The sequence below is a fragment of the Pseudarthrobacter sp. S9 genome (assembly GCF_050156545.1).
In the GTDB taxonomy this organism is placed as follows: Bacteria; Actinomycetota; Actinomycetes; order Actinomycetales; family Micrococcaceae; genus Arthrobacter.
The window spans coordinates 1,945,586-1,964,978 of the sequence record NZ_CP189576.1; the positions used below are offsets into that span (position 1 = coordinate 1,945,586).

The 19,393-nt window shown below is 65.7% G+C and carries 17 protein-coding genes and 3 pseudogenes; 12 read left to right on the forward strand and 8 right to left on the reverse strand.

The genetic code is table 11. The features are described from left to right. Positions 1-50 precede the first annotated feature (50 nt). Positions 51-1,148, reverse strand: a complete 1,098-nt coding sequence (locus ACQCSY_RS09200; protein WP_427135054.1) for an FtsX-like permease family protein — start codon at positions 1,146-1,148, stop codon at positions 51-53. A 186-nt stretch (positions 1,149-1,334) separates the two neighbouring features. Between ACQCSY_RS09200 and ACQCSY_RS09205 the strand changes: the two genes are divergently transcribed. The 5 genes and pseudogenes from ACQCSY_RS09205 to ACQCSY_RS09225 all read left to right on the forward strand — a co-directional run bounded on the left by ACQCSY_RS09205 (position 1,335) and on the right by ACQCSY_RS09225 (position 6,943). Next, positions 1,335-2,660 (forward strand): sensor histidine kinase, encoded by a 1,326-nt coding sequence (locus tag ACQCSY_RS09205; RefSeq protein WP_427135056.1) that lies wholly within the window; start codon positions 1,335-1,337, stop codon positions 2,658-2,660. Continuing rightward, positions 2,657-3,313 (forward strand): response regulator, encoded by a 657-nt coding sequence (locus ACQCSY_RS09210; RefSeq protein WP_427135058.1) that lies wholly within the window; start codon positions 2,657-2,659, stop codon positions 3,311-3,313. The genes ACQCSY_RS09205 and ACQCSY_RS09210 overlap by 4 nt, the downstream gene beginning before the upstream one ends. A 129-nt stretch (positions 3,314-3,442) precedes the next feature. Beyond that, a pseudogene (locus tag ACQCSY_RS09215) lies at positions 3,443-5,441 on the forward strand (penicillin-binding transpeptidase domain-containing protein). A gap of 727 nt (positions 5,442-6,168) precedes the next feature. Further along, complete coding sequence (locus tag ACQCSY_RS09220) at positions 6,169-6,486, forward strand: ABC transporter substrate-binding protein (protein WP_427135060.1); 318 nt, start codon at positions 6,169-6,171, stop codon at positions 6,484-6,486. Continuing rightward, positions 6,440-6,943: an amidase family protein gene (locus tag ACQCSY_RS09225; protein ID WP_427135062.1), complete on the forward strand. Its 504-nt coding sequence runs from the start codon at positions 6,440-6,442 to the stop codon at positions 6,941-6,943. Before ACQCSY_RS09220 ends, ACQCSY_RS09225 begins: the two co-directional genes overlap by 47 nt. A 27-nt stretch (positions 6,944-6,970) precedes the next feature. Here ACQCSY_RS09225 and ACQCSY_RS09230 read toward each other — a convergent pair whose 3' ends face one another. Then, positions 6,971-7,162: a hypothetical protein gene (locus ACQCSY_RS09230; protein ID WP_427135759.1), complete on the reverse strand. Its 192-nt coding sequence runs from the start codon at positions 7,160-7,162 to the stop codon at positions 6,971-6,973. Between the two features lie 102 nt (positions 7,163-7,264). Here ACQCSY_RS09230 and ACQCSY_RS09235 point away from each other — a divergent pair, with 102 nt between their 5' ends. The 3 genes from ACQCSY_RS09235 (at position 7,265) to ACQCSY_RS09245 (ending at position 11,596) form a co-directional block, all read left to right on the forward strand. Next, positions 7,265-8,536 (forward strand): DUF3100 domain-containing protein, encoded by a 1,272-nt coding sequence (locus tag ACQCSY_RS09235; RefSeq protein ID WP_427135064.1) that lies wholly within the window; start codon positions 7,265-7,267, stop codon positions 8,534-8,536. A gap of 106 nt (positions 8,537-8,642) precedes the next feature. Continuing rightward, positions 8,643-10,325: an ABC-F family ATP-binding cassette domain-containing protein gene (locus ACQCSY_RS09240; protein ID WP_427135066.1), complete on the forward strand. Its 1,683-nt coding sequence runs from the start codon at positions 8,643-8,645 to the stop codon at positions 10,323-10,325. 74 nt (positions 10,326-10,399) lie between these two features. Further along, complete coding sequence (locus tag ACQCSY_RS09245; RefSeq protein WP_427135068.1) at positions 10,400-11,596, forward strand: MFS transporter; 1,197 nt, start codon at positions 10,400-10,402, stop codon at positions 11,594-11,596. A 97-nt stretch (positions 11,597-11,693) separates the two neighbouring features. Here ACQCSY_RS09245 and ACQCSY_RS09250 read toward each other — a convergent pair. Next, positions 11,694-12,008: pseudogene (locus tag ACQCSY_RS09250) on the reverse strand (IS3 family transposase); the annotation flags it as partial. Between the two features lie 807 nt (positions 12,009-12,815). On the opposite strand from ACQCSY_RS09250, the gene ACQCSY_RS09255 reads away from it, so the two are divergent. The 3 genes from ACQCSY_RS09255 to ACQCSY_RS09265 are packed head-to-tail and all read left to right on the forward strand — an operon-like array spanning position 12,816 to position 15,393. After that, the gene (locus tag ACQCSY_RS09255) at positions 12,816-13,388 is read left to right on the forward strand and encodes a tyrosine-type recombinase/integrase (RefSeq protein ID WP_427135070.1); all 573 of its coding nucleotides are present in this window, start codon (positions 12,816-12,818) and stop codon (positions 13,386-13,388) included. Further along, positions 13,385-14,344, forward strand: coding sequence for a tyrosine-type recombinase/integrase (locus ACQCSY_RS09260; protein ID WP_427131104.1), 960 nt, complete (start codon positions 13,385-13,387; stop codon positions 14,342-14,344). Before ACQCSY_RS09255 ends, ACQCSY_RS09260 begins: the two co-directional genes overlap by 4 nt. Continuing rightward, entirely contained in the window at positions 14,341-15,393 is a 1,053-nt protein-coding gene (locus tag ACQCSY_RS09265; protein WP_427135071.1) for a tyrosine-type recombinase/integrase, read from the forward strand. The genes ACQCSY_RS09260 and ACQCSY_RS09265 overlap by 4 nt, the downstream gene beginning before the upstream one ends. On the opposite strand, the gene ACQCSY_RS09270 is transcribed toward ACQCSY_RS09265, so the two are convergent. From ACQCSY_RS09270 to ACQCSY_RS09280, 3 genes are read right to left on the reverse strand one after another with little or no spacing between them, the layout of a single operon-like run. Further along, complete coding sequence (locus tag ACQCSY_RS09270) at positions 15,390-16,061, reverse strand: IS3 family transposase (RefSeq protein ID WP_427135760.1); 672 nt, start codon at positions 16,059-16,061, stop codon at positions 15,390-15,392. The two genes, ACQCSY_RS09265 and ACQCSY_RS09270, sit on opposite strands and share 4 nt — an antisense overlap. 17 nt (positions 16,062-16,078) lie before the next feature. Continuing rightward, a complete protein-coding gene (locus ACQCSY_RS09275; RefSeq protein ID WP_427135073.1) occupies positions 16,079-16,375 on the reverse strand; it encodes a transposase in 297 nt (98 codons plus the stop codon). A 27-nt stretch (positions 16,376-16,402) separates the two neighbouring features. Further along, the gene (locus ACQCSY_RS09280) at positions 16,403-16,588 is read right to left on the reverse strand and encodes a hypothetical protein (RefSeq protein WP_427135075.1); all 186 of its coding nucleotides are present in this window, start codon (positions 16,586-16,588) and stop codon (positions 16,403-16,405) included. A gap of 78 nt (positions 16,589-16,666) precedes the next feature. Between ACQCSY_RS09280 and ACQCSY_RS09285 the strand changes: the two are divergent. After that, a pseudogene (locus ACQCSY_RS09285) lies at positions 16,667-17,152 on the forward strand (AMP-binding enzyme); the annotation flags it as partial. A gap of 155 nt (positions 17,153-17,307) precedes the next feature. Here the strand turns inward: ACQCSY_RS09285 and ACQCSY_RS09290 are convergent. After that, complete coding sequence (locus ACQCSY_RS09290; RefSeq protein WP_427135077.1) at positions 17,308-17,589, reverse strand: hypothetical protein; 282 nt, start codon at positions 17,587-17,589, stop codon at positions 17,308-17,310. 61 nt (positions 17,590-17,650) lie between these two features. After that, positions 17,651-19,285, reverse strand: coding sequence for a malate synthase A (gene aceB, locus ACQCSY_RS09295; RefSeq protein WP_427135079.1), 1,635 nt, complete (start codon positions 19,283-19,285; stop codon positions 17,651-17,653). Positions 19,286-19,393: the final 108 nt, after the last annotated feature.

Genomic DNA, 19,393 nt, shown 5'->3' on the forward strand with positions numbered 1-19,393 from the left:
ATATTACGGAGGCCGGGCAGGCGTCCAGGTGCTGTATCAGGACCGCGAGGTCAGTTGCCGCCGAGGGCGATGAGCGGATCGACGCGCGTGATGCTGCGGACGGCCAGCGCAGCCCCGGCAAGGCCGAGGAGCACGACGCCGGCCACGGGCAGCAGCGTGGTCAGCGGCGTGACCAGGAAGGGTGCGGCCGGGGAAGCCAGGAAGCCGCCCACCACTCCTATTCCGCCGCCTCCCGCCGCGCCGGCAAGCAACACAATCGCGGCCTGCACCATGGCGTCCTTGAGGACGTACCCCGAGGATCCGCCGAGCGCTTTCAGCACGGCGATGTCCCGGGTGCGATGGACTGTCCAGACCGTCAGGAAGGCCACGATCACCAGCGCCGAGATCCCGTAGAGGAACGCCTGCATGAGCAGCAGCGAGCCGTTTTCGCTCTTGTAGGAGCCCAGGGCCTGGAAGGAGCCGTCCCGGGTTGCGCTGACGGTGCCGGCCGCCGTATTGGCGGCGTCGACGTCAACCTTGGCCCCGGCGTCGGACGTCACGGCGATGACCGTTGCGACGGCTTCGCTTCCTGTGATGTGCGCCAGTTTCCGCCAGTCGGCCAGCGCGGTCCAGACGACGCCGGTATGCGAGTACCACTGGTCCGGAACCACGGCGGACACGGTCAGCTCGGTTCCGCCCACGGTGGCACGGCTGCCGACGCTGAGGTCCAGTTCCTTCGCGAGGGTGGCGCCGACGGCGACGGTGCCCTCGGTGAGCGGGACGGGGGCCAGCGAAGAGTCGGCCTCGGTGCCGAAGAGCGCGACGTTGGCGGTCCCGGCCGGGACACTCCCGGCGCCCAACGCCTGGAAACGGCTCTGGCTGATCCCCAACGCCTCGGCCCGGGCGACGCCGTCGCGTGCGGCCCACCCGGCCTGTTGCGCGCGGGTGACCTCGGATTCCGTGAAGGATGTCTTGGGGCCGCTTCCGGCGGGGGCGCCGAAGACGATCTGATCTGCCGGGAGGGCGGCGATGGCCGACGTCGACTGGTTGCCGAGTCCGGCGGTGAGTCCGGAGAGCATGACGAGCAGGAGGGTGATGAGGGCGACGACCCCGCCCATGAGGGCGAAGCGTCCTTTGGCGAAGCGGATGTCGCGGATAGCGAGAAACATGGATGTCCCTTTCCAGGGGTTCGTGGCCTTGTCCAACTCTCCCGCTGCGGCGCGGTCCTGCCATCGGACGGCCGGTTGAACAGCCGGAGCCGCGTGGAGGATCCGCCGGTCAACCAAAAGGTTGATCGCCGCGCGGGTGCTTCGTTTTCGCCCCGAAGCGCCCCTGCCCGGCACTACGCTGGAGCCATGGACGGCAAAGCTGGGAGTGCGGACGGGGAGTCCAGCGGGGCGGCCGTGATCCTGCGGGTCCTGCGGGTGAGCCTCCACGTCGGCTTCGCCGTGCTGCTTCTCGTGGCGCTGGTCCGGCTGCTCAGCGCCGGATTCGAGCGGCCGGAGCGGCTCACGCTGGGCCTCCCGCTGGCTCTCGCACTGGCGCTGGCCGCCGTCTACCTGCTGGGGACGGTGCTGGAGAAGCGCCACTCCACGGACCCGTCCCGCTTCGATCCGAAACCTTTCTCCGTGTGGTGGCTGGGCCTCGTCAGCCTCCTCTGGCTGCTGCTGATCGGGACCAGCGCCGACTTCGTGTGGCTGGCCTTCCCGCTGTTCTTCCTGCAGTTGCACGTGCTGCCGCGGCAGCTGGCGATTCCGGCGATCGCCCTCAGCACGCTGCTGGTCATCCTGGCGCTGTGGTTCCACGGCCGCGGGTCTGCCGACGCCGCCCTTCAGGTGCCGATGGTGCTGGGACCGGTGTTCGGGGCAGCCTTCGCCGTGGTCACCGGGCTGGCGTACCGGGCGCTCTACCGGGAGGCGGAGAACCAGCGGCTCGCGGCCGAGGAGCTCCGCCGCACGCGCGCCGAACTCGCCCGCACCCAGCACGACGCCGGCACCCTCGCAGAGCGCGCACGCCTCGCCCGCGAAATCCATGACACCCTCGCCCAGGGCTTCTCCAGCATCGTGCTGATGGGCCGCTCGGCTGAGAAGGCCCTCGACGACGGGGACACTGCCAGGGCGCGGGACCGGCTCCGGACCGTGCAGGACACCGCCTCCGCCAACCTGGCCGAGGCACGCAACTTTGTCCGCGGGCTGCAGTCCCCCGCACTCGAGCAGAGCTCGATCGTGAACAGCCTGCGCCGGCTGTGCGAAAAGACCGAAACCGAAGCCGTCGCCCGCGGCGCCGGACTGCGCTGCCGCCTGGACGTTGAGGGTACGCCGGTGGAGCTCCCGAATCCTTACGAGACCACCCTCCTCCGGGCCGCGCAGGCGAGCCTGGCGAACATCTGGGTCCATGCCAGGGCCAGCACCGCCGTCGTTACGCTCTCCTTTCTGGGGACGGAGGTGGCGATGGACATCTACGACGACGGCACGGGTTTTGACCCCGAGGCGGCGGCCGGGCTTCCTGCCCGCCCGGACGGTTCCGGCTACGGGCTGAAGTCCCTGCGGGAACGGGTCGCCGCGCTGGCCGGCAACCTGGACATAGAATCCGCGCCGGGTGAGGGAACCGTGGTGGCCATCCGGCTGCCGCTCGAAGTCGGCGGGACGGCCGCCGCGACTGCAGACAAGGACGGGCAATGAAGGACATCCGGGTGCTCCCGGTGGATGACCACCCCGTGGTCCGGGCCGGGTTGAGGGCCATGCTGGGTGATTTCGAGGGAATCACGGTGGCCGCGGAAGCGTCCGACGGCGGTGCCGCGCTGGCTGCGCTGAAGAAACTCCATACCCTGGGCGAGGCCGTGGATGTGGTGCTCATGGATCTCCAGATGGGCGCGGGCATGGACGGCGTCACGGCGACCGGCAGGATCAAGGCGGGAGAGGCCGGGCAGCCGGCCCCTCCGGTACTCATCCTGACCACCTATGACTCCGACGCCGATATCCTCGCGGCCGTGGAAGCCGGGGCCAGCGGCTACATGCTCAAGGACGCGCCGCCCGAGCAGATCCGCCAGGCGGTGCTCTCCGCCGCCGCCGGCCAGACGGCGCTGGCTCCCGAGGTCGCCGCCCGGCTCATGGGCAGGATCCGGAATCCGGAGCCGGTCCTGTCCACGAGGGAGATCCAGCTGCTGGAACTGCTCGCCACCGGACTGGGCAACCGGGCCATCGCGAAGCAACTGTTCATCTCCGAGGCGACCGTCAAGACCCACCTGGTGCACATCTATGGCAAGCTCGGCGTGGACAACCGCACCGCCGCGATCTCCGTGGCCACTCACCGCCGGATCATCCGCCGCGCCTAGTTGGCCTGCCAGCCTGGAACGGGACGATCCCCCACGGAAGCTCATGAACCGAACCCTGGGAGCGGGCACATGTCCGGGCAAGCATTGTGTGACAAGGGTTTTGTCCGCGGCTCGGGGCATAATGGCGCGATGGGGAACTTATCGAAACTTTCACTTGCCCTTGCGGGGCTTATTCTTGGCGCCTCCCTGGTGGCCTGCGACGACGGCCGGGCCGGCGCTGAGGGTGCGGCGAAGCAGCTTGCCTCCTCTGTTGCAGCGCTCGACGTCGGCTCCGTCGCCTTCGACGGCAAGGACGCCGCGGCGGCCAACGAACAGCTCAAAGAGGTGTTCAAGGCATTGGAGCCGGACAAACCGTCGGTGGAGGCTGGAGAGCTGAAGCTGGACGCCGACACGGCGAAGTTTCCGCTCAACTACAGCTGGAAGGTGGGTCCCGATGAGTGGAAGTACAGCGTCTCGGCCCAGCTGAAAAAGTCGGGAGACAAATGGCTGACCGTCTGGAATCCGGGCATGTTGGTACCGGACCTGGCCGACGGGGAAGTCCTCAGCAGATCAACCCAGTCGCCGCCGCGGGCGGCCATTCTCGGCGCCGGGGACGTCCCGCTGGTCACGTACCGGCCGGTGGTCAACGTCGGCATCGACAAACCGCAGCTCGGCGGGGCCGACGCCGCGGACTCCGCGACGAAGCTCGCCCAGCTGGTCGGCGTGGACCCGGCCGCCTATGCCAGGCAGGTGGCGGCAGCCGGTGCCGAGGCGTTCATTCCGGCCATCACACTACGCGAAGACGGCAGCCGGACCATCACCGACGGGCAGATTTCAGCGATCCCCGGCGGGCGGGCCGTCAAGGACTCGCTGCCGCTGGCGCCCACCCGCACCTTCGCGCGGGCCCTGCTCGGCACCGCCGCCGCGGCCAGTGCGGAACAGATCGAAAAGTCCGACGGCGCGCTCAAGCCCGGGGACACCACGGGCACCGGCGGCCTCCAGCAGCAATACGATGCCCAGCTGCGCGGCTCTGACGGCATCGTGATCCGGGCACAGAAGGCCGGTCTCACGGCGGCGGAAATCCAGACGGCCTCCCCCGACCCGCGGCGGGTCGTATTCCAGGCCGCGATCACGGCCGGGACGCCGTTGAAGACCACCCTGGATCCGAAGCTGCAGCAGCTGGCGGAGGATGTCCTGGCAAAGGTTGGTCCGGCGTCGGCCATCGTGGCACTCCGGCCTTCCAGCGGTGCCGTGCTCGCGGCCGCTTCGGGGCCCGGCAGCAACGGCTACGACACGGCCATGCTGGGCCAGTACGCCCCGGGCTCGATTTTCAAGATGGTGGATTCCCTGGCCATGTTCCGCAATGGAATGACCCCGGATTCCAAGATCGACTGCCCGCCCACCCTCACCGTGGACGGCCGCACCTTCAAGAACGCCGAGGGCTACCCCGCGTCCTCACTGGGTTCAGTGACCCTCCGCGATGCCTTCGCCCACTCCTGCAACACGGCCTTCATCAATGCCCGGGACGGCGTCGGCCAGGCGCAGCTGGAATCCGCTGCCACGTCCCTGGGTGTCGCCGCCGAGGCGCCCGCGCTGGGGGCCGCGGCCTTCCTCGGTTCGGTCCCGGGCGCGGCCGAGGGCACCGAACATGCCGCCTCGATGATTGGCCAGGGCAAGGTGCTGTTGTCCCCGCTGGCCGCGGCCGTCATGGCAGGCTCGGTCGCCAAGGGGGCGCCCGTCTCGGCCCAGCTCGTGCAGAATCCCAACGAAGGCGTCGCCGCCCCGGTCGGCACCGCGCCCGCCACGTCGTCCCCGACGACGGCGGGTGCCACCCCGTCGTCGTCCGCCGCCGCCCCCGCCAAGACCTCCGGCACACCGGTGACCGCGGCGGAAGCGCGCTTCGCTGGCCGACATGATGCGCGCCGTCGTGACCTCCGGGCATGCCGGTTTCCTCGCCTCCGTCCCGGGCGCGCCCGTAGGCGCCAAGACCGGCACGGCCGAATTCGGCACGGGCAACCCGCCCAAAACCCACGCCTGGATCGTGGCAATACACGGAGACCTGGCGGTCGCCGTGTTCGTGGAGGACGGCGGACTCGGCGCGACCACTTCCGGGCCGCTGCTCAAGGAGTTCCTCACCGCCGCCGGCTGAGCACCCACCGGCCCGTGACGCAAGAACGGACGCTCCCTAACATCGTGTGAGGGAGCGTCCGTCCTTTTGGTGCGGAACGTGCCTGTTGCCGGAGGCGCCCCTTTAGGTGACCGTCCCGAGGCCTTGCGGCGACTTCATCGAGACGGCCGCCCGTGACAAACCACCGCATCCCGGGAAATCTTCCGTCGTGGTGTGAAAGACAGCTGCTGCGGCGGCCCCTGTCATGTGCAGTCGCTGGACGTAGCTCTCGCTTCACATTGCCAGTTCCGTCGATGCGAACGCGTCACGGAACGGGTCCCAGATGTCCGCGTAAGTCGCCTTCCTACGTGCTGATTCTTCGTGTGTCCGCCCGCGCTGGGTCCGCCGTCCGGGGCCGTTCCCGGCAACGGGTTACGTGCGGTTTCGTGCATGACCGCGGCACTTATGGCTCGGATTTATCTCTGCTCTGATGGTGGACACGAGCTGGCCGGCACGGTCCGCACCATCGAATCCAGAAGGAATCCGCTATGAAAACCCGTCTCTTACCTGCAGGACTTTTCTCCGCACTGGGCGTGGCTGCTGCCCTGTCAGTCTCGCTGGTGGTGTCCGGTTGCAGCGGCCCGGCGGCGGCCCAGTCCCCGGCTGGGAAAGGCCCCGGTACGCCCGAAGTGACCGAACTCCGTTACGAGGTTGGGCCAACAGCGTCACGCTGCCCGAGCTGGCCGAGGACCTCGGCTATTTGGGGAACGTGAAGCTGAACTGGGTGGGCAACACCATCAGTGGACCGGCGAGCATCCAGTCGGCCGCGACAGGAGCCACGGACTTCGGCGGCGCCTTCTCAGGGGCTGTCGTCAAGCTCATCGAAGCCGGTGCCCCGGTTACTGCGGTGATCAACTACTACGGGGAGGACGAGAAGACGTTCAACGGTTTCTACGTAAAGGAGGACAGCCCGATCCGGAATCCACGGGATCTGATTGGCAAGAAAATCGCGGTCAATACCCTGGGTGCCCACTCGGACGATGTTCACCCACTTTGGCTACCTGCTGGGCCCGGCCATGGAGGATGAGACCGAAGGGACAACGGAACTGCTGGCCGCCTATACCCGACGGTTCATGGAAGACGCCCGTCGGGCCGCCCGGGAAAGCCGGTTTCTCGACGGCATCCGGGCGGAGGCCGGCATCCAGGCGCAGCTGGCCGAGGCGATGGCTGGCTTCGATGCCCTGATCTGTCCGGCGTCGGCGGTTGCGGCGCTGGACGCTGACGGCATGTACCTGGACGGGATCGACGCCAACGGCGAGCGGCTCGAGCACTACTGGCAGGGGCATATGACTGCGCCCTTCAACATCACCAACCGCTGCCCCGTGCTCGCGGTGCCGAGCGGAATGGCCGATTGCGGCATCCCTACGGGCGTGCAGATCGTGGGACACCCCTTCGACGACGCCACGGTCTTCGCGGTTGGCGCCGCCGTCGAGGTCCTGCTGCCATGGGCCGGCCGCCGGCCGGGCATTCTCACGACGGCCTAGCCTCCGAGTACTAGAGTCGCGTTGAGGTTACCTGCTGAGGTCCAGCTTGGTTCCCACGCCCTTCTCGAGTGCCTTGTCGTAGAGGAGCCTGCCGATCGCCAGATCCTGGAGTCCGATGCCTACTGAATTGAACAGGGTGATTTCATCCTCGCCGGTTCGACCAGGATTGGCGCCGGTCGCAACATCGGAGCTCCCACAACCCAGGACAGTGATTCGAATGGCTCAAAATGCTCCGAAGGCGCAAGAAGCCGTCCCAACAAAGCAGCTGATCACCCGGAAACATTGGGTGACGGTGGTGGCGCTCTCTCTGTCATCATCTCCGTGGCAGCGGTCCTCATTGGCACGCACAAGTTTCAAATGGGCCCCGCCGCAGTGGTCCTTTTTCCCATTATTTGGGCTGTCGTCATCGGCGGGCTCGTAGGCACGCAGCGCATCCGCCCGCTTTCCGGATCCAGCCGTGCCGTAGCCACGCTTCTGCTCGAAATCGGGATCATCGTTTTCCTCGCCCGGCTTGGCACCCAGATCGGCCCCTCACTGGGAAAATTCGCGGAGATCGGCCCGGCAATCCTGCTGCAGGAAGTGGGCCACATCTTCGGAACCGTGATCATTGCCCTACCCGTCGCCGTGGAGCTGGGACTTGGCCGTGTAGCCATTGGCGCCAAGTGGTCCATCGACCGCGAATCCTTCCTCGCTTACGCCATCCAGAGGTTCGGGGTCCGTTCCGGTGAGTACAGGGGAGTCTTTTCCGTGTGGTTGCTCGGCAGCCTGTTCGGCGCAGTATTCATCTCGCTGCTCGCGGGGTTCCTCGGCGGCCTGAATATCTTCGATCCGCGGGCCCTCGCGCTTGGGCTGGGGCTTGGTTCTGCGTCCATGATGCTCGGTGGCGTAGGTGCGCTGTCCCTGCTATATCCCGAGCAGGCCGGTGAAATCATGGCACTGGCAGCACTCTCCAATCTGGTGACCAACATCGTGGGATTCTACGCAGGTGTTTTCCTCTCCCTGCCTATGTGCCGCGCCCTCTACAGGTTCTGGAACCGCGTACTGGGGAAGGATGACGATGGCCGGTCAACCCGCAAAGCGCAACCCAAGAACCGCCAGGCCAATCCGGCCCGTGCGGAAAAGCCGGTCCAGCTTGCCGTCGAAATCGATCCGCCGCTGAAGATCACGCCAAAGGTCACGATTCTCGCGTATGCAATCGTGGGGGTATCGGCCTTGCTAATGAACTTTGTGGGAACCACGAACTTTGCCGGATCGGACGTCCTCGGGATACTCGTCCTGCTGCTGCTCACAGGATTGTCTTTCCGGCTGTCCCGCCTGCTGCCATCGGTCCCTTCGAGCGTGTGGGTACTTGCCATCACCACGATTCTGACTGCACCGATCCTGCCGACGGCCGGTCTGATTGCCGGGCTCACCGGGAAACTTGACGTGATCCTGATCGGCCTGCCGGCCCTCACGCTGATCGGGCTGACAGTCGGCCGCGACATCGGTGCCCTGAAGTCGTTGAGCTGGAAGATCGTTGTCGTCGCTCTGCTGACGTATAGTGCCTCGTTCATTGCAGCCGCCGCCCTGGGGCAGTTGGTCCTGGGCATCTAGCACTTAACCGCCAAAGGGGCAGGCCCTGGACGCCGCCGCCAGCTGAGCCGGAGCCCTTCAGTGCCGCCAAAAAGTCCGCGGCGCCCGGCGTGGGAAGATTGAACGCGTGGCTCATATTGACATATCCGGCATCGACTACTTCCTCTCCGACGGCACCCAACTGCTCAACGGGGTGACCTTCAAGGTCCCGGACGGCACCAAAACAGCCCTGATCGGGCCGAACGGCACCGGCAAGACGACGCTGTTCCGGATCATCTCCGGCGACCTCGTCCCGGATGAAGGCGTTATCGGCCGCTCCGGCAACATGGGCATCATGCGTCAGTTCGTGGGCCAGGTCCGGGACGACTCCACCGTCCGCGACCTGTTGGTCTCCGCCGCCCCGCTCGCCCTGGCCGCCGCCGCGCGCGCCGTGGACGAGGCCGAACTTGCCATGATGGAGCACGACGACGAGCCCACGCAGATGACGTACGCCCAGGCGATCGTGGACTGGGGGGACGCCGGCGGCTACGACGTCGAGACCGTCTGGGACGAGGTCTGCATGGCCGCCCTGGGCCTGCCCTTCGACCGCGCCCAGCACCGCCCGGCGTCGAGCCTCTCGGGCGGCGAGCAGAAGCGCCTGGTCCTCGAGGCCCTGTTCGCCGGCCCCGACGAACTGCTGCTCCTCGACGAACCGGACAACTACCTCGACGTCCCGGGCAAGCGCTGGCTCGAGGCCAAACTCAACGAGTCGAAGAAGACCGTGTTCTTCATCAGCCACGACCGCGAACTGCTGAATAACGCCGCCGGCCGCATCGTCACTCTCGAACCGGGCATTAACGGCGCCGGCGCATGGGTCCACGGTGGCGGCTTCGGCTCCTACGTGGAGGCCCGCGCGGACCGCAACGCCCGATTCGAGGAACTGCGCAAGCGCTGGGACGAGGAGCACGTGAAGCTCAAGGAGCTCGTCAACATGTACAAGAACAAGGCCGCGTTCCGCTCGGACATGGCCAACCGGTATCAGGCGGCCCAGACGCGCCTGGCCAAGTTCCTCGAAGCCGGGCCGCCAGAGGCCCTGCCCATCGAGCAGAACGTGAGGATGCGGCTCAAGGGCGGCCGGACCGCCAAGCGCGCCGTCGTGGCGGAAAAGCTTGAACTCACCGGCCTCATGAAGCCCTTCTCCACCGAGATCTGGTTCGGCGACCGCGTGGGCGTACTGGGCTCCAACGGCTCCGGGAAGAGCCACTTCCTGCGGCTGCTCGCCACCGGCGGCACGGATCCGGAGCGCGAGCACCTGCCTGTCTCCGAGGTGGAGATCGCCGAGGTCCCGCACGAAGGCACCGTGAAACTCGGCGCCCGCATCCGGCCCGGATTCTTCGCCCAGACGCACGTGCGCCCGGATCTGCTGGGCAAGACCCTGCTGGAGATCCTGCACCGCGGCGACGAGCACCGCTCTGGGCTGGGCCGCGAGGCCGCGGCCGGCGCCCTGGACGGCTACGGTCTGGCCGCGCAGTCGGAGCAGAAGTACGAATCCCTCTCCGGGGGCCAGCAGGCACGCTTCCAGATCCTGCTGCTGCAACTCTCCGGCGCCACCCTCCTGCTGCTGGACGAGCCCACGGACAACCTGGACCTGCACTCGGCCGAGGCGCTGGAACGGGCGATCGACCACTTCGAAGGCACCGTCCTCGCCGTCACCCACGACCGCTGGTTCGCCCGGACCTTCGACCGGTTCATGGTCTTCGGCTCCGACGGCAAGGTGTACGAGTCCGCGGAACCCGTCTGGGACGAAAAACGCGTGGAGCGCGCCCGCTAGAACTGAGCTCCTGCAGGTTTGGTGCGGAAAGCGAGCCGGCGATCTCACCGCCGGGCCGTCGATAGAGTTGGGGCATGACGTCGATCCCCCAAACAGCCAGCGCGGCGCAGCTCAAGGCCGCGGCCGCGGCAACTTTCCTCGTTTTCGGGATCAACGGACTCGTGTTCGCCAGCTGGGCGGCACGGATCCCGGCGGTCACCGAGATCCTGCACATCACCTCCGGGCAGATGGGAACCCTGCTGCTGTGCGTGGCCATCGGCTCGCTGATCGCGCTGCCCACCGCCGGGTTAGTGGTGGGCAGGATCGGGACGGCCAACGCCGTGCGGGCGGCCGGGCTCGTGGCCGCGGCGGCCGGCGTGGGGGTGGCGCTGTCCCTGCTGGCAGCATCGGTTCCGGGGACCGCCATTGCGTTGTTCTTCTTTGGCATTGGCATCGGCTTGTGGGATGTTTCCCAGAACATTGAAGGTGCCGACGTCGAACACCGGCTTGGGCGCACCATCATGCCGCAGTTCCATGCGGCCTTCAGCGGCGGCGCCTTCGTAGGGGCCCTGATCGGCGCGGGCCTGTCAAACCTCGGTGTCGGGCTGCCGGCGCACCTGCTGGTCATCGCCGTGGTGGTGGCAGTGCTGACCACCGTGGCCCCGCGGTACTTCCTGCCGCACCACCCGACTCCCGCTCCGGCGGCCGGGGCCGCAACAGGGCCTAGGCAAGGCTCGGCCTGGCGGGACGGGCGCACGCTGCTGATCGGCGTCGTTGTCCTCGGCGCCACCCTGACCGAAGGCGCCGGGAACGACTGGATCGCGAAGGCCGCCGTGGACGGCCTAGGGGCCTCGCAATCCACGGGCGCCCTGCTGTTTGCGGCCTTCGTGCTGGCGATGACCGCCATGCGCCTTTTCGGGGGCCGGGCGATCGACGCCTACGGCCGGGTGGTGGTGCTCCGTGCCAGCATGGCCGCGGCCGCTGCGGGACTCGGGCTTTTTGTGCTCGCCGGTAACATCTGGCTGGCCACCGCCGGAGCCGTGCTCTGGGGGGTGGGGGCCGCCCTCGCGTTCCCGATGGGAATGTCGGCTGCAGCGGATGACCCCAAGCATGCCGCAGCCCGAGTGTCGGTCGTCTCCACGGTCGGTTATGTCGCATTCCTCGCCGGGCCGCCGCTGCTGGGATACCTTGGCGACGGCACCGGGATAAGGCTGGCGCTGCTCGTTATCGGGGTTCCGATCCTGGGCGCCTTGCTGCTCGCCGGTGCCGCGAAGCCCTTGCCCGCCAGGTAAGGAGCCGTCCGGCGTTTCCAGTCTCCTGACTCGGATGTCGCCTTCATGCAAAGCTGCGGTCGTCAAGTTCTTGAGACAGTTTCGTAGTTGAATCGGACTACGCGGCCAGGGGTTCCTGGTCGCGGGTTTGATGGGTGGCAAGGGCCGTTGCCGGGGGAATGCCGCCGGCCCGCCGGTTTGGGCGGCGGCGGTTGTACCAGCCCTCAATGTATTCCATGACGGCGGTCCTCGCGGCAAGCCTGCTGCCGAAGGTGTGATGGTGGTACATCTCGGTCTTCAAATGCGAGAAGAAATTTTCGGCGACCGAGTTGTCCCAGCACACCCCGACGGCTCCCATGGACTGGGTAACACGGTTCCCTGCGCACCATTTCTGAAATTCGTCGGAGGTGTATTGGGAGCCGCGATCGCTGTTAAGCCGAATTCGGCTTAATAGTGATTATGCCGGGGAAAACGTTAAGCCGAAGAAGGGCGGTGTGGCCCCGCGGTTCCGGGGAACGCCGGCTTGTTCCTCGGCTTATGATTTGGGTTTCGTTCGTCACTAGTGTGCCTCGTATCCATCTTCCTAGTGAAGGGAAAAGGTTATGGGCATGATGGTGAAGGAGATCGGTGTGGCGGTTGTCGCCGCATTGGAGGCTGCCGGCTACATGGGCTCGACGATTGGCCAGTATCGTAAGTCGATTCGGGTGTTGGAACGCCTGGCGCAGAAGCAGGGTGGTGTGTATACGCCCGGGTTGGGGGCTGAGTTCTCGGCGATGACGACGAGTCCGAGGACGGGCAAGTTCAGTGCGCAGCGTCGTTTTGATTACAGCAGATTGGTGAGCGTATTCGACTCCTACGTGTTCACCAGGACGGTGGTCCTTGTGGCCAGGAAACGTTCCGGGGGCGGGAATGGCCTGAAGTCGGGCGAGTTCATCACTCTGATGGCTGCCTGGTCCGATGAGATGGAGCAACGGGGCCTGGCCGTGGCCACCCGCGGCTCTTACGGTCGCATGGCCCGCGATTACCTGGTCTATTTGGAGGCGGCCGGCGTTACGTCCTTGGATGTGGCCGGCAGCGCCAGCGTGTATGGATTCCTTGACTCGCTGCTAGGCAGGTGGGCGCAGTCAGCGATGTGGTCGGTGGCATCGAACTTTCGTCCCTTTTTGAAGTTCACGCGGCGCCGTGACCTGCTTGATGCCCTGGCCATGGCCAATCCCAGGCGCCACCATGGCATGGCATCGTGCCGACCCTCAGCGACGCTGATGAGCAGTTCGTTGTTCGCGCCTGCACTGAAGGGAAGGTTTCTGCACGGGACGCGGCGATCACGCTGCTGGCGCTGGTGCCGGGCCTGCGCGCGTGCGACATCATCGCCCTGCACCTGGGCGACATCGATTGGCGGGGTTCCACGATCGGGATCGTGCAGGCCAAGACCGGCAACCCGCTGACACTGCCGCTACTTCCCATGATCGCCGGGAAGCTGGCCGACTACGTCCTGAACGAGCGGCCGGCCTCAGGGGATGCACATGTATTTTTACGCTCGGTGGCCCCGCATGTGGCACTGGCAGAGCACGCATCAATCTACGTGGTGACGACGAAAACCTTCAGGGCGGCCGGGGTGAAGGACGTGAAGGCCGGGACCAGGGCCCTTCGCCATAACGCCGCCTCCAGACTCCTGCGCGCGGGAACGCCACTTCCAACGATATCGGCCGTGCTTGGCCACGCGAGCCAGGATTCCACGACCGTGTATTTGAGCATGGATGCAGAACACCTGCGCGCGTGCGTGCTCCCACTGCCACAAGGGGCCGTGAGATGAACGGGCACGGATTCACCAGCGCGTTCGCCCACGACCTTGACCGATACCTCGCATTCAAGGAAAGCATGGGCTTTCACGGGCAGTCTCGCGTCTGGTACCTGAGGGATTTTGACAAGTATTGCTCCGACCGTGGGCTGGAGTGTTTTGACCGGCCCACCGTTGAGGGGTGGGTCATCGCCAAGCGGTCACACCAGACAATCCCGCATTGGTCATGGATGTCCTACATCAGGGATTTTGGCCGATGGATTCGCATCAACGGCAACGAGAACGCGTACGTGCTTTCAGAGCAGTGGAAAGCCGGATTCATTCGCACCCAGCCTTACCTGCTGACGAGGGAGGAGGTCACGCTGTTCTTCCAAGCCGGCGCGCAGCTTCAAGTCGCATCGCCGTGGAAGTGGCAGGCCGTCGCGTTCTTCGCCCTGATGCACTCCTGCGGGCTCCGGACCTGCGAGGCCCGCCAGCTCACGACCAACGACGTGGACCTGACCGGCGGTTTCATCGACGTGCAATGGTCTAAAACCAACCGCAGCAGGCGTCTGCCCATCACCGGGCAGATCAGCGCCATCCTCGCCGACTGCGACCAGGCATCGCGGAACGCGGTCGGCAAGGAACGAGCCGCGTTCTTCGTCTCCGGCGCCGGCACCCCGGTGACACCGGCAGCCGTGGGGGTTGCATTCAACAGGATCTGGGACCTGGCCGGGCTGTCACGGGCCACTGCGGGCAAACGCCCGCGGCCCTATGACTTCCGCCATCACTTCGCTTACACGAACATCGAACGATGGATGGCCGGCGGCATCGACGTGGACTCAATGCTGCCGTACCTGTCCCGTTACATGGGCCACGCCTCACTGGATAGCACCTACTACTACATCCACACCTCCCCGGACTTCATGAACGCCTACGCCGGGATGGCCCGTGAAGGCCAGTGCCTGCTGCCAGAGGTGGGATTTGAATGAAACGCGACAAGAACGCGCTCCCGAACTTCTTCGGATACGCCAGAAACTACCTGCACGACTACATGCCCAAGGTCAGGGCGATGTCCCCGAAAACCGTCGAAGCGTACAGGATCTCCCTGGAATGCTACGTCGGCTACCTCGTCGCCGAAAAGGGCATCCAACGCAAGGACATCAGCTTCGATCATTTCGAAAGGACGTTCCTCAAGGACTGGATCGTCTGGCTGCGCGAGACAAAGAAATACCAGCCCAGGACCGTGAACCTGCGCCTGACTGCCATCAAGGCATTCCTGGCCAACGTCTCGCAGGAAGACCTCGGACTGGCCGCGCTCCATGAAGCCGCCAAAACATTGAAGGCACCACGCCAACCGAGAAAGCCCATCGAGTACCTTGAGGAAAAGGAAACAAGAGCGATCCTTGCCGCTTTTGACGGTTCAAGCGTGAAAACCCGCCGGAACCGGATGCTGCTCATACTCCTCTATGACACCGGTGCCCGCGTCAGCGAGATCACCGCCCTCACGCTCGGGAACCTGGCCCTGACGAAGCCGGCCCACCTGACGCTGACCGGCAAAAGGGACAAAAGCCGCCTCGTCCCGTTAGGCGATAAAACCGTTGAACACCTCAAGGTCTACCTCAATGAGTTCCACCCCAACCACAGCAGGCTGCCCGCGACCCGTCCGCTGTTCAACAGCCTCCACCTCGGAGTAGCGACGCCGCTCTCCGTGGACACCGTCTCGGCAGTACTCAAGAAAGCCGGAGACACCGCCAGGGACGCCTGCCCCTCAATCCCCGCCAAGCTCAATTGCCACATGCTGCGCAAAACAAAGGCCATGGACCTCTACAAACAAGGCATCCCGCTGCCCATCATCATGCAACTGCTCGGTCACGAAAGCATGAGCACCACCTCAGCGTTCTACGCGTTCGCCACCCTCGAGATGATGAAACAAGCCATGAACGCCGCCACCCCCGCCATCAGCCGGTCAGACGGGGAATGGCTCAGCGAGGAGAAACTGCAAATGCTCTATACCCTCAGATATCCCGCGAAACGCTAAGCCGAGGAACAAGCCGGCGTTCCCCGGAACCGCGGGGCCACACCGCCCTTCTTCGGCTTAACGTTTTCCCCGGCATAATCCGAGTGAAAAACGACTGCTCCCTCCGCGAAGTACCCGTGGTCGCGGGCCATTCCCAGTGCGTCGGTACACAGCCTGGCGCGCATGTGATCGGCCATGGCCCAGCCGATGATCATGCCCGTGCACAGGTCTATCACGGTGGCCAGATAGAGCCACCCCTCGCCGGTGCGCAGATACGTGATGTCCCCGCAGAGCCGGGTCCCGGGCGCCGTGGACGTGAAGTCCCGCTTGCCGTCCTGATCGAGCATGTGGTTGCGGATATGCGCGGTCTTCGCCTGCGGGTCCTGCACGGTGGTCTGCTTCCACGCCCTGGTGCGCACGGCCCGCAGGCCCTGCTCGCGCATGATCGCGCCCACCGTCGGGGCGGAGACCTCCACCCCCTTGGCATTGAGCATCAGGGTCAGCTGGTCACGGCCGGCACGGCCTCGTTCCTTCTCGAACAACCCGGTAACCTCGGCGACCAACTGTTCGTGCCGCACAGCCCGCGGCGAGGGGCCGGCCGGGTTACGCCACCGGTAGAACGAGGCCCGGGAGACCTTCAAGGAGCGGCACAACCACGCGATCGGATGGTTCGCCTTCTCCGCTTCGATGAACTCGTAGAAATCCTCTACCGTTGCTTCGCTGCAAAGAAGGCGCTGACTTTTCCCAGGAACTCAACGTCCTGTTTCAGCTTGGAAATCTCAGCCAGAGCCTTCTGGTGCTCCTCCCAGGACACGGGCGTCTTCTCCTCGCCGGCGGCGAACCGTTCCGGATGATCCTCCCGGAACTTGCGCACCCAGTTCCCCAGCGTGCCCACGTTGACCCCGATATCGACGCACACCTGCGCGATCGGACGGCCAGAGGAAATCACCAGCTCAACGGCTTCATCCCTGAACTGCTGCGTATATTTCTTGCGGACGGTCATGCGAGAAAAGGCTCCTAACAAGCTGTCTCACAAAACCATACGGCCGCAGGTGTGGTCCCCGGCGTCGTAGAGCTGTTGGGCGTGGTAGGCCTGGTCGGGGGTGAGTTTGGGGCGTCTTCCTCCGGTTCGTCCGCGGGCGCGGGCGGCCGCGAGGCCGTCGCGGGTGTTGACGATGATGAGTTCCCGTTGGAGTTCGGCGAGGACGGAGAGCATCCGGGGTCTGGGTAGTAATGGAACGGGATCGTGCGCTAACTAAGGGTCCATCCGTTCCATTACCACCCAGACCCCTACTACGCCACAGGTGACTCCGGATACCAGGATGAAGACGGGTACCTCTTCGTGATGGGGCGGACCGATGACGTCATCAATGTCGCCGGCCACCGGATGTCCACCGGATCCATGGAGCAGGTCATCGGGCAGCACCCTGCAGTCGCAGAGTGTGTGGTCATTGGTGTGTTCGATCCGTTGAAAGGCCAACATCCCAGCGGATACGTGGTCCTGAAATCCGGCGTAGACATGGCCGAGCCGGTACTGGTCCAGGAGCTGATCGCACTCGTTAGGCGGGACATCGGCGCCGTGGCCGACTTCAAGAACGTCACCGTCGTGGACGCGCTGCCCAAGACCAGGTCAGGGAATATGCTCCGCAAGACCATGAGGCAGATCGCAGACGGCGAAGAGTACGTGATCCCCTCCACCATCGACGATGCAGGGGTCATTGACCAGCTGATCGGGAAGCTGCGGCCCGCCAGCGCCGGAAACCCTCGCGCGCGGGATTGAAGCGGGATCAGCCCCAAGTTGCGCCTGATGAAGGACCGTCCGGGCATCGTTGAGGACGCCGGGTTATGCCCAGTGTGGTCAGGCGGAGCCCCTGGACCCGCTCAGGGCTGTCCACACCGGGTGTAACCCGGCGCAAAGCCGCCCTCCGCCTCGCTTCAGGCACCCATGCGGGCGTCCGCTGCGCCGCCGGCTGCGGGGTCCGGTGCCGCGTGGCCAGCCCGTCCCAGCATTCGTACATCTTCGGTGCCCAGGCCACCCGGGCGCGGGAGGGCTTGAGGCCCACGACGCCGCAGCACGCCGATGACGCGTTCATTGTCATCACTGCGGCCAGCGCCCTGGGCCCGGGCGAGCAGGCGGCGGACGAGCTCTTTGCGGCCGGCATTCAGCAACACGGCCTGGGTGCCCTTGCCGGACACGGGCGGACCAATAATCAGCATTCTCGTCATCGTGGGACCCCTCGCATCGGCCGGTTTCCGGGCCGGCGCCTGAAACGACGGCTCAGCCCGTGGTGTCAGGTGCCGCGCCTTCGTCCAGATAACGGGCGTAGGCCGGGACTGTGAGGAAGGCGGGGAACTCCTCGCCCAGGGCGACCTCTTCGAAGACTTCCCGAGCATCCTCGAACCTGTCCCCGTCAAAGCGGTCCAGCCTGTTGAATTCCTCTTCGAGCATGGCCTGGACCGTGCCTGCCGTGACGATTTCGCCGCGGTCCGTGATGGCGTTGGCATAGACCCACTGCCAGATCTGCGAGCGGGAGATCTCGGCGGTCGCGGCGTCCTCCATCAGGTTGTTGATCGCGGCAGCCCCGTTGCCGCGCAGCCAGGATTCGATGTAGCGGATGCCGACCTCGATGTTGGTGCGGATGCCGGTTTCTGTGATGGTGCCGTGCAGGCCGGCGATGTTCAGTAGGGCCCTGTCATCCGGGATGACGTCCTCGCGGGTGCGGTCGAGCTGGTTGGGGCGGTCGCCGAGCACGGCGTCGAACACCGCGCGGCACACCGGCACCAGGTCCGGGTGTGCCACCCAGGAGCCGTCGAAGCCGTCGTTGGCTTCACGGGTCTTGTCTGCCCGGACCTTTTCGAAGGCGATGGCGTTGGCTTCCTCGTCCTTGCGGTTCGGGATGGCGGCGGCCATGCCGCCGATGGCCATGGCACCGCGGCGGTGGCAGGCGCGGACCAGTTGTTCGGTGTAGGCGCGCATGAACGGCGCGGTCATGGTGACCTGGTCACGGTCCGGCAGGACGAAACGGGGCCCGCGGGTGCGGAAGTTCTTGATAATGGAGAAGATATAGTCCCAGCGTCCGGCGTTCAGGCCTGAGGCGTGGTCCCGCAGCTCGAACAGGATCTCCTCCATTTCGAAGGCCGCGGTGATGGTCTCGATCAGGACGGTGGCGCGGATGGTGCCCTGGGGGATGCCCAGCAGGTCCTGGGCCAGGATGAAGACGTCGTTCCAGAGCCGGGCCTCGAGGTGGTTCTCGATCTTCGGCAGGTAGAAGTACGGGCCCTTGCCCTGGGCCAGGAGGCGGCGGGCGTTATGGAAGAAGTACAGGCCGAAGTCCACGATCCCGCCGGCAACCGGCTTGTTATCGATCAGCATGTGCTTCTCGGGCAGGTGCCAGCCCCGGGGCCGGACCACGATCGTGGGCAGTGTCCCGTCCGGGCCCAGTTTGTATTCCTTGCCCTCCGGGGAAGTGAAGTCGATGCTGCGATCCAGCGCGTCGATCAGGTTAAGCTGGCCCTGGATGACATTGCGCCAGGACGGAGTGGAGGAGTCTTCCATGTCCGCCAGCCACACCTTCGCCCCGGAGTTCAGCGCGTTGATGGTCATCTTCTTATCAACAGGCCCCGTGATTTCCACGCGGCGGTCCTCCAGCCCGGGGGCAGGCGGGGCAACCCGCCAGCTGCCGTCCTCGCGGATGTGCGCCGTCTCGGGCAGAAACTTAGGGTCCTCGCCGTTGGAAATCTGCACCCGCCGATGCAGCCGGGCCTGCAGGAGCTCCTGGCGGCGCTCCGCGGTCGCCTTGTGCAACGCTGTGATGAAATCGAGCGCCTCCGTCGTCAGAATCTCCTCCTGACGATGAATCGGCGCGGCGGTCAAGGTGATGCCATTGAGCGTGATGCCACTGGACCTTTGCATGCTGTTCATCGGAATCCCCCTGTATCTGCGGTAACGGGCGGTTGCGGAGGAACGTATCGGGACCGAAAGGCTTCGATACAATCCGCCCTGGCTCGTGCCCTGCTGCTT